Below are 12,612 nucleotides of genomic sequence, written 5' to 3' on the forward strand. Positions count from 1 at the left end.
CGTTGAACAACACCGTCCTGACTGTCACCCCGAACCCCGCCATTGATGTGACCTACACGGTCGACGGCGTGGAGCTGGGTTCCTCCCACCGGGTCCCCACCCCGCTCTACCGGGCCGGCGGCAAGGGGCTGAACGTCTCCCGCGTGGCCCACCAACTCGGGTATCCCACCCTAGCCATTTCGACGGCCGGCGGACCCTCGGGCGAGCAACTGCGCGCGGACCTCGTGGCCTCGGGGATCGCCCACCACCTGATTCCCGTGGCCGCCGCCACCCGCCGTTCCATCGCCCTGGTGGACACGCTGAACAACACCACCAGCGTCTTCAATGAAACCGGCCCGGCACTCACCGGCGCCGAATGGCAGGCGCTGGCGGCCGCCGTCGTCGAGAATCTGGCGGGTATTCAGACCGACGGCGGGCTCACCCGCCCTGGTGTGTTGGTGGGATCGGGCTCGCTGCCGGCCAATGCCCCGGCCGATTTCTACCCCGGCCTGGTGGCGCTGGCGCACCATGCCGGCGTCCCGGCCATCATCGACACCTCCGGCAGTGGCATCCTGGCCGCAGCCAAGGCGGGGGCGGACCTGCTCAAGCCCAACAACCACGAGCTGATGGAGGCGGTGGGGGAGAGCGACCTCGTTGCCGCTGCCCGCAAGCTGATGGCTCTGGGTGCCAAGCGGGTGCTGGTGAGCGTGGGCGAGGAAGGCATGCTGGCGTTTGATGCCGCAACGCCGGGACGCTACCTGCAGGCCAAACTCCCTGCCCCCTTGGCGGGGAACCCCACCGGCGCCGGGGACGCCGCCGTCAGTGCCGCCGCCGTGGCACTAGCCAACGGGGTCACCGAGCTGCGCGAGATCCTGCGGCGCGCCACCGCCTGGAGCGCCGCCGCCGTGCTCATGTCCGGGGCCGGGGAAATCTCCTTGCGCTACACCGAGCTCGCCGATCAACTCATCATCACAGACCACTAAGGAACCTATTTCATGGCTTTGACGAACACCCGCGACCTCATGGACCTGGCAGTGAAAACCGGCACCGGCCAGGGCGCCTTCAACGTGGTCCACCTGGAAACCCTGGAGAGCCTGATTGCCGGGGCCGAAGCTGCCGGGCTGCCGGTGATCGTCCAGATCTCCGAGAACTGCGCCAAGTTCCACGGCGGCCTGGAGCCCATTGCCTTGGCCACCTTGGCCGCCGCACGCAAGGCCTCGGTGCCCGTGGCCGTGCACCTGGACCACGCCGAGGACGAGGCACTGGCCTACCAGGCGGTGGATCTGGGCTTTGGCTCCATCATGTACGACGGCGCGCACTTCGAGTATGAGAAGAACGTTGAGGTGACAGCCCGGGTGGCTGCCTACGCCCATGCCCGCGGCGTCTACGTTGAGGCCGAACTGGGCAAGGTGGGCGGCAAGGACGGAGCGCACGCCCCGGGCGTGTTGACCGATCCCAGCGAGGCGGCAACCTTTGTTGCCGCCACCGGTGTTGACGCCCTGGCTGTTGCCGTAGGGTCCTCGCACGCCATGACAGAACGCAGCGCCGCGTTGAACCTGACCCGCATCGCCGAGCTGAAGGCCGCCCTGACGGTGCCCCTGGTCCTGCACGGCTCCTCGGGTGTCTCCGACGCGAACATCGTGGCGGCGATCCTGGCCGGCATGACAAAGATCAACGTCTCAACCCACCTCAACGGCTTCTTCACCCGCGGGGTGCGCGACTACCTCGACGCCCACCCGGCCGTCGTGGATTCCCGCAAGTACCTCGGCGCCGGCCGCGACGCCCTGATTCCCGAGGTGGCCAGGTTGTTGGCCTTGTTCGCCGCCGCCAACTAACACAAAACGCGGTTCGCCGCCCAGGAGTGCCACATGAACAGAACTGAACGGCTCACAGCCATCCTTGACCTCCTAGCCGACAGCGGGCAGGTGGAGGTTGAGGAAATTGTGCTCAAACTGGGCGTGTCGCCGGCCACCGCGCGTCGGGACCTGGACTCCCTGGCCAACGAGCGCCTGCTGACGCGCACCCGTGGCGGGGCCATGGCCGGGTCTGTCTCCTACAACCTGCCCGGCCGCTACAACCGGGACGACCACTCGGCACAAAAGCACAGCATCGCCCTGGCCGCGAGCAAACTGATCCCCAAGGGTGCAGTCATCGGTTTGTGTGGCGGGACCACCAGCACCGCACTGGCCCAGGTCCTCTCCACCCGGGAAGACCTGATGGAGCCCTCCAACCGACCCACGCTGACGGTTGTCACCAACGCCATCAACATTGCCGCCCAGCTGGCCATCCGGCCCAACTTCAAGATCATGGTGACCGGCGGCATCGTCAACCCGCAGTCCTACGAGCTGGTGGGCCCGTACGCGGATTCGATCCTGCAAAAGGTGGCCCTGGACATCGCCTTCATCGGCGTCAACGGCATTGAACCAGGCAGCGGGCCCACCATTGAGGACGAAGGTGAGGCGTCGGTGAATGCACGCATGGCGGGGCGGGCCTCGGAATCGTACATGTTGGCCGACTCCTCCAAAATTGGCAAGCGGGCGTTCGCCACCATGGAGGAGAGCAGCTATTACAGGCTCATTACCGACTCCGGCATCACGGCCGAGCAATTACTGGCGTTTGCGGACGCCGGCACTGAAGTGATTGTGGCCCCCGAGGAGTAGAGGCAGTCGCCGCCTAGGCGAAGAATTCCTTACCGTAGTAGCTTCCCGATTCGGGCAGACCGCCCGGGACGGCAAACACGCCGGAACCGACATGGCGGATATATTCGTTGAGCCTGTCCGAGGACCCGAGTTTGCGTTGCAGGGACACAAACTGTTCAGGGTTTTTTTGAAAACTGATGAACATGAGCCCGGCATCAAGACGGCCCACTGAATCCAGCCCGTCGGTGAAGTTGTAGCCCCGGCGCAAGATCTTGGTGCCGGCATTGTTTTCGTGGGCGACCAAGGCAATGTGCGAATCGGGGGCAATGGCGGGCTTGCCGGCCACCGCGGCATGGAAGTCCGGGACGTCGTGCTCGGACTGCCCCGAGAGCGGTGCCCCCTCTTGCTTGGTGCGCCCAAAGATGCTTTGTTGATCGCCGATCGGGTCCTCATCCCAGGTCTCAATGAGCATGTGGATTTTGCGGGCAACCAGGTAACTGCCACCGTTCATCCACGGTTGTTGTGCTTCATCGCCCGCCCACACGTGCTCCGCGAAGTCTGCCTCACCGCTGACGTTGCGTGTTCCGTCTTTGAATCCCATCAGGTTGCGGGGTGTCTTTTGGTGGGGGCCTGCCGACGCCCGGCCGAAGCCCAGTACTGTCCACCGTGTCTTGACTGAGGTCCTGGCCATTCTGGCCAGGTTCCGGACAGCGTGGTAGGCCACCTGCGGATCGTTCGCGCAGGCCTGGATGCACAGATCGCCGCCCGTATAGGCCGGATCCAAGGCTTCTCCGGCCATGGCCGGCAAGTCGGCAAAGTCCTTCGGCTTGAACTTGGCCAGCCCAAACCTGTCATCGAAAAGTGACGGGCCATACCCCAATGTCAGTGTCAGGCCCTGCGTGCCCATGTCGAAGGCCTCACCCGTGTCAACGGGAATCCCATGTTCCCGGGTGGGTTCCACCTTGCCCACGGGGCGCCCTGCCGTCATCTGCGCCATAGCCGCCGACCACTTTGCCAACACCAGCTGAAGCTCGGTGGCGGTGGTTGCGCTCAGGTCAAAAGCAGTGAACACCAAGTGGTCTTGTGGGGGTGTGTCTATGCCGCTTTGATGTGCCCCGTAGTAGGGGTAGCTTAAGGTAGCGCTGGTGGCTTGGAGACGTTCGACGTCGGTTGCCGGGTCCGTTGCCTGCTCATCTGCCAGTGCGCCACCCACCACGGCGGCGCCGCCGGTGCCGGCTATCAAACCACCTGCACCAGCCACGGCAACGGAACCGGCACCACCAAAGAAGCGGCGGCGGGAGAGTGAATCGGCGGGCTGTTCATCGCTCATTTAGACTGTGGCAACCTTTTCAGCGATCTTGGCAAGGGGGGCCTGCAACGACTGGATCAGCTGTGTCAGCGCTGTGGCCTCCGATGCCTTCAACTCCGCAGTGTAGGGCTTGTAACCGCCCAAGGCATCGGGGTCGACGTACGTAGCCAAGGCCTTGTTGACGGTGTCGAACTGGGTTGAGATTTGCGTGGTCAGGGCGTGATCGATCTGGGTCAGGGCTGGCTTCAAGTACTCAAACGCCTGCTGCGAGCCCTCAATGTTGGCCACGAAGTCAACCAGGTCCAGATTGGAGTAAGCCTCTTCCTCGCCCGTGATCTTCGAAGACTGGATTTCTTCCAGGAGTCCACTGGCGCCGTTGGCCAGTTCCTCGGGCTTGTAGCCGTCGGCGGCGGCCAACTCATCCGTCAGCGTCTTGAGGGTGCCCACATTCGTGACAATCCCGGCGGCAAGGACCTTGGTGCCTTCGGTGATGGCCTTGCTTTCAAACAAGTCCTTCTCCAACGGGTGAAAACCGGTCCAGGTGGCTCCGGGTTCGACGTCGGCCACGCGCAAGTCGAGCACGGGGTCAAGATCGGGGAAGCTCTCGGCAACCGGTTCGATCCTTTCGAAGAACGGTCGTGCCGCTGCATACGCTTTTTGGCTTGCCGCGACATCCCCGGCATCCACGGAGGTCTTTAGATCGGCGACCGCCAGGACCAGGGAATCCACCTGGCCCGCAACGTACTTGGCGTACCCCTCAGTGCCAGCCTTGAGCTGATCGGTGATTGAGCTGGCAGCGCCGGCCGTGGCACCGCCGGTGACGGTGAACGGCTTGCTCTCGGTGCCGGCTCCGGGGCAGTAGATCTGGTAGCTTCCACCGTTAAGGGTCACAGTGAAGCTGACTGCTTTCAAACCCGGGATGACGTTCTCACGCTCGCCCAGAATGCGCTTGTCGCTCAGGAGCTCCACTTCGCTGACCCCGGAGGAGTCCTTGTTGGAAACCGTAAACGTTACGGGCCCGGCAGGTGCAGAACTGAAGTTGGGTACACACTGGTCTTCGCCGTCGACCTTTTCGACGCTGATGGCGACTTGGGCTGCACCGTTACTCACAGACGCGGCGGCCCCGTTGCTGCCAGTGGCGCCGCCGGCGGTACCAGAGCTCGAGGCGCCACCGCACGCGGTCAATGCCAGCGCCAAAATGGCGGTTCCGGCGACAATGCCGGGGACGAAGGGAAGGGACATGGCGCGGGAAGTCGAGGTAGGCATGTGGGTCCTTGTGATGATGATGGGTGTCGGATGTGGGGTGCTCTGTGCAGGGGAAGCGCGGTGCTAGGGCGAAGGTGCCGTGGCCAGCAGTTGCCGGCGGTTTCGGCGGCCGGCCCTGACCAGGGCGAAAGCGGCAAGAGTGAAAACCAAAGGCAGGTAGACGCTCCACAGGACAATTTCAGTCCGGGCGCTGTCGTAGGCGCTGAGTTCGGTGGCCACGCTGTGGACGTGACCGTCAGGTACACGCCAGGCACCGTCGGAGGCTACTGCCATGGTCCGGGAGGTGGCCAATCCACCGCCGCTCAAGGTGAGCGTGGCGCCTTGGGTGTTCACGGCGTCGAGTATGACACCGTCAACAACCCACACGGTGATTTCACCCTGGGGATGCCAGTCCGCGGCAAAGGGGCCGGGGTTGCTGCTGGAACTGATGCCGACGGGAAGGCGTCCGCCGTTCAAGGCCGCAAGATCGGTGATCGAGAGGTTGTCTGGCTCTTGCGCGGTCCCCGTGCCGACGTCGGCTGTGTAGACGGTGGCGGACCGCCCAGCGTGGGACTGGGCGCCGTGGCTGGTCAGGATGTGTGAGGTTTCCGCGCCGTCCGCCGAAACCAGCAAGTTGGGGTCAGCGCCGGGGGTCAGGCGGAGCGTGCCGAACGCTTGGTTGTTGGAGGTGAGCACCGGCGTCGTCGTTGTTGCAGAGGGGGCCGCTGGCACTGTTAGCGGGGCGAAAACTGCTAGCGCGATTGCCGCTGCGCCAAGGGTTGCCGCAGCGGCGAACTGAATGCGGGGGAGCCTTACTGCGTTGGGGCGCCAGGCTCGCGGCCACAGGACAAACGCGAGCATGGGGATCAAATACAGTGCCCAGCCAAGGAGCTCAACGGCGCGGGGGTCATTGGGGATGCCGAAGACGCCCGTCAAAATGGCCGCGCGTGCGCTGCCATTCGGTGCCAGCCAGGCAAGACTGACGGTGGCGTCCTGGCCGATGTTCAGCCAGCCGGCCTCGTGGGCTGTGCGCAGGGACTTCATGACCAGGCCGGCGGCGACGAACACCAGGAAAGCGCCAGTTACCGTGAAGAATTTTGCCAAGTTGATCTTGATGGCGCCACGGAACAACAGAAAGCCGATGCCGGCAGCTATGGCAAGGCCCAGGACTGCCCCGCCGCCGGCCGCCAGCGGATCAAGTGAGGATTGGAACGCCGCAACCATGAAGACGGCGGTCTCCACGCCCTCGCGCAGTACCGCCAGGAATGCCATGCCTGCCAGGGCAAGAATCGATCCTCCCTTGAGGGCGGATCCCGCATGGGTTTCCAGCACCGATTTCATGGTGCGCGCATTCTTGCTCATCCACAGCACCATGAAGGTCACAATCACCACAGCAGCCACGCCGATGATTGTCTCCATGGCCTCTTGCTGCTGTTGCGGCATGGCTGCGGACACCACTTCTAAGGTGATGCCCACCATGGCACTGAGCAAGATGGCTGCCCCCACACCCAGCCACATGGGCTTGAGCGAGGATCCATTGCGTCGCAGGAATGCTGCGATCATGCCCACGATGAGAGCTGCCTCAAGGCCTTCACGCAGGCCGATGACAAATGTTGCTAGCACCTAAGTACTCCGGTGTGGCTAGAGCTTCTTGCAGAGGTGTGCCCCTGCTTTGCCTAGGCTACCCTTACCTGCCCCAAGTTTCCCAATTAGGCCAGTGAAATGTGTCGTAATGAAACGCGCGGCCGCGATGGCCGTCGGCTACCAAAGGTGCTCGGGTGCGTCCAGCACCGTCTTGGTTGGGTAGGCCGGGGTCCACTGTTTAAAGGGCTTGTCCAGGCTGTAGCCAGTGGCGCCGGCCACCAGTGCCCGCACCTCCGCGTTGCCCGGGTTGTTCAGCGACTCGAAGTACTCCACCGACCAGTGGAACCAGCGCATACAAAAAAGCCGCATGGTCAGCCCGTGCGTCACCAACAACGTGTTGGGCTCATAGTCCGGCTTGGACCAATGCCTGTACAGGGTTTCCAGGAACGATGTCACCCTGTCATAGACGTCGGAGCCTGATTCGCCCTCGCGAAACCTGTAGAAGAAGTGCCCGTACGCGTTCCGCAGCTCCTTCTGGTCGGCAATCTCGGCGGGGTTTTGGAAGTTCGCCCAGTCTTGCTCGCGCAGCCGTGGTTCCTCAAGGGTGCGCTCCACCAGATCACCTAGATTCAGGGCCTCCAAGGTTTGGTATGCCCGCAAATAGGGTGAAACGTAGACGCACACCTTTTGCCCGTTCAGCTGGCGTCTGATCTGCTCACCGGCAACCTTCGCCTCCGCCACGCCCTGTTCGGTCAACGGGATGCGGTAGTCGGGAATCCTGTTGTACAGGGTCTGGTCGACGTTGGCGGCCGACTGTCCGTGGCGGACCATGATGATCTGGCGTGGGGCACTCATAGCCAAGAGCCTAAGCCAGCCTGGCGCAATATCTCCCCAAGAACAGGCATGATTTAGTGCATGAGTGAGAAACCGTTCACGCCAGCCACGCACGATGCCGGCGCATCCGCGCCTTCGGGTGGGGCCGGCGTCGTAAATTTTAGGTGGGGAGCGAAGTCCAGGCAGCGGCTCATCTTTGAGGTGCTGCTGGTCCTGGGGCTCTCGTTGGGGCAATCCGCCGTGTACTCGGTGGTGTCCTTGATCCAGAAGATGACGGCGGCGCCGCTGTCGGCGGGTACCTCCACACTAAACTCGGTGCAAAGCAGCCGCGAATACTTCGATCTCACCTATCAGCTCCTGGGCATCTTCTTTGCGGTAGTGCCGGTGTTCTTGGTGTTTTACCTGCTTGCAGCGCCCGGAAAATCGGTGTTCCGGCGCATGGGGCTCGATTTCAGGCATCCGCTCCGGGACGGGTTGGGCGCGCTGGGGCTGCTGGTCGTCATTGGCGTGCCGTCGCTGGGGCTGTACGCGGCGGGTCGGGCACTGGGTGTCACCACGGAGATCATTCCCAGCGCACTGAACCAGTACTGGTGGACCATTCCGGTGCTGATCCTCTCCGCCGTCCATAACGGGCTGCTGGAGGAGGTCATCATGGTGGGCTACCTGCTGGGGCGGCTGGAGAAGATCGGGTTCTCGCCCCTTGCTGCGGCGGTGACCAGTTCACTGATCCGCGGCAGCTACCACCTGTACCAGGGCTTTGGGCCGTTTGTGGGCAACTTCTTGATGGGGCTGTTGTTCTGCTGGCTGTACAAGAAATACGGCCGCATCATGCCATTGGTGGTGGCGCATTCGCTGGTGGACGTCGCCGCCTTCACGCTGGGCCCCGCGCTGGGGTTCGGGTAGCTAGCCAGTCCACGTCCTGACCTAGCTTTTGGTGAATGGCAGCTATGGGCTGCATGCAGCCATATTGGCGGCCGTCGGGAACGCGGACAGGTTCGACGCCGCATGGCAGGGTGCGCTGTTTGGCATGCCGTTGATCTGGGGTGCCGGGCTCTTGGCGCACACGCTGGGGGCGTTCCTGTCCAAGGACTATGAAAATCTCAATGTCTGAACCGGAACCGCATGAGCTGACGGCCTACGAAGCCGTCACTGCCAACTCGTGGGCGCAAACGCACAAAAAGACCGCACTTATGAAGTTGATACTGCTGGCGCTGCACGAGGCGCCGGCCTGGAGTTCCACGATCAAGTCCGCCATTGCCGAGATGACGGGTGGGAACCTGCAATTCGATGTCTAAAGCCTGCACCGTGGGCTCCGGCGGCTGATCCGCCGTCGTTCTTGGGAGTTTTTTGCCGAAGTAGCCGGTCCACGCCGAGAACGCTCCGTAGCCGGGCGGGTTTCGGCGCGGACCGGCTACCTCGGCGCAAACAAAGACGGCACCCGTCCCACAAAGGGGAGGGTGCCGTCTTGCTGGCTCAAGCCAGATGAGCTAGATGGTGACCTGGCCGTTGGCCGTTTCAAAGGTGACGCTCATGATGCCGGGGGTGCCGCGGGGGGCAATCCACTCGACGGAGACGTCATCCAATGGGCGTTCAACCGGTTCGCCCAACCATTCGGTGACACGTTCGGCGCTGCCGGCAATGGTCAGAGACGCCAGACGGACGGAGGAAGGGCGGGCCAGTGAGGGGTGCAGTGCCGGGTCGCCCTCCCACTTGAGCATGTAGGGCACCTGCGGGTCTGCGATCAGACCCTTGATGCCGATCTGCTGCCAGATAAGTTCCTGGCCGTCGGGGAACTTGCGGTTGCCGGGGACTGCGCTGCGGCCCAGCCGGTCCTCGAACGGGGTCAGGTCCTCAACGGCGACGCACCAGCCCATCCAGCCGCCACCTGCTGCGGAGCGGGCCTTGACGGCCTGACCGAACGGCGCTTTGTCCGATGCCGGGTGGTTCAGGCACTCAACAATTTCCACATAGTGGTGGTCGGTGAGGGGAATAATCATATTGCGGGTGCCGAAGCGCGGGTGTATTCCACCGCGTACTGCATCGACCCCGAGGGCGGTTGCGATTCGCTCCGTGGTGGCAGCCAATCCATCTGATTCACAGGCGTAAGAGACATGATCCATTCGCATAGGATCATCTTGGCACTTTGTGATGCGGCTCTCGACTTAGCGTTCCCTAAGCCTGGTGGGATGTCCTGTGACCTGGGTGCCCCCGCGGTCAGGAATGTGGGGCAGAATTGACCCTGTGACTGATTCTGCTGCCGCCCTGATCCGACCCGACGCCGCCACCATTGAGACGCGTATAGCCACGGCCATTGCCGCAGAGCTGGGAGTCCGTGTGGCCCAGGTCCGCGCCGCCATTGGGCTGCTGGACGACGGCGCGAGCGTGCCCTTCATTGCCCGGTACCGGAAAGAGGCCACCGGGACCCTGGACGACACCGCGCTCCGTGACCTTGAGGAGCGGCTGCGCTACCTCCGCGAGCTTCAGGCCCGGCGCCTGGCGGTCTTGGAAACCATCCACGGACTCGGCAAGCTCACGGCCGTGCTGCGCTCCGCCATTGACGCCGCTGCCACCAAATCGGAGCTGGAAGACCTTTACCTGCCGTACAAGTCGACCCGCAAAACCAAGGCCGACGCCGCCCGTGAAGCTGGGCTGGAACCTCTCCTCGACGTGTTGCTGGCTAACCCGGCACTGACCCCCGGCGTGGCCGCCGACGCCTACGTTAGCGCTGCCAAGGGCGTGCCCAGCCCCGACGATGCGCTGGCCGGTGCCCGCGCCATCCTGATTGAGCGGGCAGGGCAGGACGCGGCGCTGGTGGGGGAGCTTCGGGAACGGCTATGGAAGACGGGCCGGCTGGGCTCGAAAGTGAAAACCGGCAAGACCGCTGAGGGTGAGAAGTTCAAGGACTACTTTGACTTTTCCCAACCGCCCCACACGCTGCCCAGTCACAGGGTTCTGGCCCTGCTGCGCGGCGAAAAGGAGGGCGTGCTGACACTGGATTTGGCTGAGGCCAACACCCGCGACGCCGACGCGCACGCGCAGGCCCGCGCCGCCTATGAAAACGCCGTGGCTCATTCCCTGGGCATCAGCGAGTCCGGCCGTGCTGCGGACACCTGGCTGATGACAAGTGCCCGCTTGGCCTGGCGCACCCGCATCCTGACCCGGCTTTCCGTGGACCTGCGGGTCCGGATGTTCCAACGCGCCGAGGAGGAATCGGTGCGCGTCTTTGCCGCCAATCTGCGCGATGTGCTGCTGGCGGCACCGGCCGGAAACAAGGCAACCCTGGGCTTAGACCCGGGCCTGCGCACCGGCACCAAGGTGGCCGTAGTTGACGGCACCGGCAAGGTGGTCGCCACCGACACGATTTACCCGCACGCCCCCGCCAAGCGATGGAATGAAGCCCTCGCCACCCTGCACGCGTTGGCGCTCAAGCATCAGGTGGAACTGGTGGCTATCGGCAACGGGACCGCGAGCCGGGAAACCGACAAGCTGGCCGCGGAACTGCTGGCCGAACTCAAGCACAGCAACCCCAAGATGAAGGTGACCAAACTGGTAGTCTCCGAGGCCGGCGCCTCGGTCTACTCGGCGTCGGCCCTGGCCAGCGCCGAACTGCCCGGCATGGACGTCTCCTTGCGCGGGGCCGTCTCGATCGCCCGCCGCCTGCAGGACCCGTTGGCTGAACTCGTCAAGATCGATCCCCAGTCCATCGGTGTGGGCCAGTACCAGCACGACCTCACCCCGGCCAAGCTGGAACGCTCCCTGGACGCCGTCGTCGAGGACTGCGTGAACGCCGTGGGTGTGGACCTGAACATGGCTTCCCCGGCGCTGCTCTCGCGGGTGGCAGGGGTGGGGCCGTTACTGAGCGAGAACATTGTGGCCCACAGGAACCAGCACGGCCCGTTCAGCAAGCGGCGGGACCTGCTGAAGGTGGCGCGGCTGGGCCCGAAGGCCTTCGAGCAATGCGCCGGGTTCCTGCGCATCACCGGCGGCTCGGAGCCTCTCGATGCCTCCAGCGTCCACCCGGAGGCCTATGGGCTGGCGCGGAAGATCCTCACCTCCGTGGGTGCCCAGGCCGCCGAGATCTCCGGAGGGGTGGGTGCAGCCGCAAGCGTCAACCCGGGCGAGTTTGTCGATGGCAGCTTTGGTCTGCCCACCGTCAAGGACATTGTGGCCGAGCTACAAAAACCCGGCCGCGACCCCCGCCCCCGCTTTGAAACCGCCACGTTCGCCGAAGGCATTGAGAAGATCACCGACCTTCGCCCCGGCATGATCCTGGAAGGGGTGGTCTCCAATGTGGCGGCCTTTGGCGCGTTCGTTGACATCGGCGTGCACCAGGACGGGCTGGTCCACGTCTCCGCCCTGAGCAACTCCTTTGTCTCCGACCCGCATGCCGTGGTTAAATCCGGCCAGGTGGTCCGGGTCTTGGTCCTGGAGGTGGAGCCCGAGCGCAAACGGATTTCCCTCACCTTGCGCCTTGACGATCAGGTCACGTCGGCGCCGGGCACCGGCCGCACCCGCGAGGCAGGTGAGCGGAAGGGGAACGACGCCGGCTCCGGGAAGTCGGCGCGCACCCCACCCCGGGCGGGCGGCCAGTCTCGCCCTAGCGCCCAGCCAGCCCGTCAACCGCGTGCGGCAACAGCCCCGCCGTCGGCCAACACGGCCATGGCCGAGGCCCTGCGCCGGGCAGGTCTGGGAAAATAGGGCGGGACCGCCAGCCCGTCAGTCAATAATTCGATATATCTCAGGTTCTGCCCAAAATTTCAATCAGTGATTCGCCAAAAGTCATAAACACGTCATATTCTTGCTCCCTCACTAGCTTTCTTCCACACTGGAGATAGGTCATGAGTGTCAGCGATTTGCCCCGGCTCGCTGACCGGCAACCCTCCACCGTGGTGGGGTGCCCCGGGTGAAGACCTGGTACCGAACCGCCCGGTTTCGGTGCAAGCGCGGGCCGCACGGCTCATCTTCCCCTTTGGGGCCAAGGTGGGCCATTGTTGCAGGCCTCTACTGTGAAGGAATCCATTC

General features: G+C 64.0%; 12 protein-coding genes and 1 riboswitch. Of the genes, 7 read left to right on the forward strand and 5 right to left on the reverse strand.

Translation table 11 applies throughout. From position 1 onward, the window contains the following. The first annotated feature begins 2 nt into the window (after nt 1-2). Genes AOC05_RS03335 through AOC05_RS03345 form a run of 3 tightly spaced genes read left to right on the forward strand, consistent with a single transcriptional unit; the run spans nt 3 to nt 2,639 of the window. Entirely contained in the window at nt 3-962 is a 960-nt protein-coding gene (locus AOC05_RS03335; protein ID WP_062005679.1) for a 1-phosphofructokinase family hexose kinase, read from the forward strand. 12 nt (nt 963-974) lie between these two features. Continuing rightward, the gene (locus tag AOC05_RS03340; protein WP_062005681.1) at nt 975-1,814 is read left to right on the forward strand and encodes a class II fructose-bisphosphate aldolase; all 840 of its coding nucleotides are present in this window, start codon (nt 975-977) and stop codon (nt 1,812-1,814) included. A 33-nt stretch (nt 1,815-1,847) separates the two neighbouring features. Next, complete coding sequence (locus tag AOC05_RS03345) at nt 1,848-2,639, forward strand: DeoR/GlpR family DNA-binding transcription regulator (protein ID WP_062005683.1); 792 nt, start codon at nt 1,848-1,850, stop codon at nt 2,637-2,639. A gap of 13 nt (nt 2,640-2,652) precedes the next feature. Here the strand turns inward: AOC05_RS03345 and efeB are convergent, their stop codons facing one another. From efeB to AOC05_RS03365, 4 genes are all read right to left on the reverse strand, one after another. Next, nucleotides 2,653-3,948, reverse strand: a complete 1,296-nt coding sequence (gene efeB, locus AOC05_RS03350; RefSeq protein ID WP_062005685.1) for an iron uptake transporter deferrochelatase/peroxidase subunit — start codon at nt 3,946-3,948, stop codon at nt 2,653-2,655. After that, complete coding sequence (gene efeO, locus AOC05_RS03355; RefSeq protein ID WP_231687170.1) at nt 3,949-5,193, reverse strand: iron uptake system protein EfeO; 1,245 nt, start codon at nt 5,191-5,193, stop codon at nt 3,949-3,951. Nucleotides 5,194-5,256: 63 nt separating this feature from the next. After that, a complete protein-coding gene (efeU, locus tag AOC05_RS18710; protein ID WP_082357727.1) occupies nt 5,257-6,795 on the reverse strand; it encodes an iron uptake transporter permease EfeU in 1,539 nt (512 codons plus the stop codon). Between the two features lie 138 nt (nt 6,796-6,933). Next, the gene (locus tag AOC05_RS03365; RefSeq protein ID WP_062005689.1) at nt 6,934-7,611 is read right to left on the reverse strand and encodes a phosphoglycerate mutase family protein; all 678 of its coding nucleotides are present in this window, start codon (nt 7,609-7,611) and stop codon (nt 6,934-6,936) included. Between the two features lie 60 nt (nt 7,612-7,671). On the opposite strand from AOC05_RS03365, the gene AOC05_RS03370 reads away from it, so the two are divergent. The 3 genes from AOC05_RS03370 to AOC05_RS03380 are packed head-to-tail and all read left to right on the forward strand — an operon-like array spanning nt 7,672 to nt 8,885. Further along, a complete protein-coding gene (locus tag AOC05_RS03370) occupies nt 7,672-8,493 on the forward strand; it encodes a CPBP family intramembrane glutamic endopeptidase (RefSeq protein ID WP_082357728.1) in 822 nt (273 codons plus the stop codon). A 31-nt stretch (nt 8,494-8,524) separates the two neighbouring features. Beyond that, nucleotides 8,525-8,701, forward strand: coding sequence for a hypothetical protein (locus AOC05_RS03375; RefSeq protein ID WP_197277894.1), 177 nt, complete (start codon nt 8,525-8,527; stop codon nt 8,699-8,701). After that, nucleotides 8,694-8,885, forward strand: coding sequence for a hypothetical protein (locus tag AOC05_RS03380; protein WP_062005693.1), 192 nt, complete (start codon nt 8,694-8,696; stop codon nt 8,883-8,885). Before AOC05_RS03375 ends, AOC05_RS03380 begins: the two co-directional genes overlap by 8 nt. 192 nt (nt 8,886-9,077) lie before the next feature. Here the strand turns inward: AOC05_RS03380 and AOC05_RS03385 are convergent, their stop codons facing one another. After that, entirely contained in the window at nt 9,078-9,716 is a 639-nt protein-coding gene (locus AOC05_RS03385; RefSeq protein ID WP_062005695.1) for a VOC family protein, read from the reverse strand. Between the two features lie 94 nt (nt 9,717-9,810). On the opposite strand from AOC05_RS03385, the gene AOC05_RS03390 reads away from it, so the two are divergent. Continuing rightward, nucleotides 9,811-12,288, forward strand: a complete 2,478-nt coding sequence (locus AOC05_RS03390) for a Tex family protein (protein WP_062005697.1) — start codon at nt 9,811-9,813, stop codon at nt 12,286-12,288. 136 nt (nt 12,289-12,424) lie between these two features. Then, nucleotides 12,425-12,540, forward strand: a riboswitch (SAM riboswitch). Nucleotides 12,541-12,612: the final 72 nt, after the last annotated feature.

Origin of the sequence: Arthrobacter alpinus, assembly GCF_001294625.1 — a bacterium.
Taxonomy (GTDB): Bacteria; Actinomycetota; Actinomycetes; order Actinomycetales; family Micrococcaceae; genus Specibacter; species Specibacter alpinus_A.